1 protein-coding gene is annotated in these 738 nt (G+C 64.9%); it reads right to left on the reverse strand.

Annotation, left to right across the window (positions count from 1 at the left end; all coding sequences use genetic code 11):
- The coding region (locus tag BRAO375_RS27140; RefSeq protein WP_139031482.1) for a DUF817 family protein at nt 1-464 on the reverse strand (464 nt) is incomplete at its 3' end.
- Between the last annotated feature and the right edge of the window lie 274 nt (nt 465-738).

Genomic DNA, 738 nt, shown 5'->3' on the forward strand with positions numbered 1-738 from the left:
ATGAAGCCCGAGAACAGCGGCACGCCGCCGATCCGGATCAGGCTCGGCTCCGGATAGATCCACGACCCGGTCGCGGTCTTGAACAGCTCCATCGCGGTGCCGACGAGATGATAGATGAGGATGACCTTGGCCTCCTCCCACGTCTCGAGCCCGAGCGCGAGCAGCGCGGCCTGGACACCGAGCATGCAGAGCAGCAGGAAGTCGTAGCGCGCCAGCGGCGCCTGCGCCGGATAGAATCGCCACGTCACCAGCATCAGCGCGACCGCGATGCCGCCGAACAGGCACGCCCAGCCCTGCTTCACGCCGAAGCGGAGGAATTCGTAGAGGAACGCGGTGCTGGGCTTTTGCGCCGCGCGAGAAGAGAGGCGGGCTTCGGCGGCGATGAAGGGATGGAGTGGTGGCCAGATGGCGGCGGCGCTTGGGATGTCGTTTGGTGAGGAGGATGGAGGATTGTCGTTGTGCATGAAGGCTGGACCGGTGGAGGACCTCATGCGTAACAGCGGCGTCCGGCGCCATGTCAGCGGAAAGTTCGGCCTTCTCCCGGAGCGATACGGACAAATGCGGACACTGCGGCTGAGCGTCGGAGGAGTCGTCCTGACCGCGAGCGCGGTGCCTATGACTGCGCCCTCTCCCCTTGCGGGAGAGGGCACATAGGTAGCGCTGCAAACTCGGTTGGGTGAGGGGTATGCCTCCACGAAAGCCACTCGCGGCTAGATACCCCTTGTATCTGCAGGGCCA

The organism is Bradyrhizobium sp. ORS 375, assembly GCF_000239775.1.
In the GTDB taxonomy this organism is placed as follows: Bacteria; Pseudomonadota; Alphaproteobacteria; order Rhizobiales; family Xanthobacteraceae; genus Bradyrhizobium.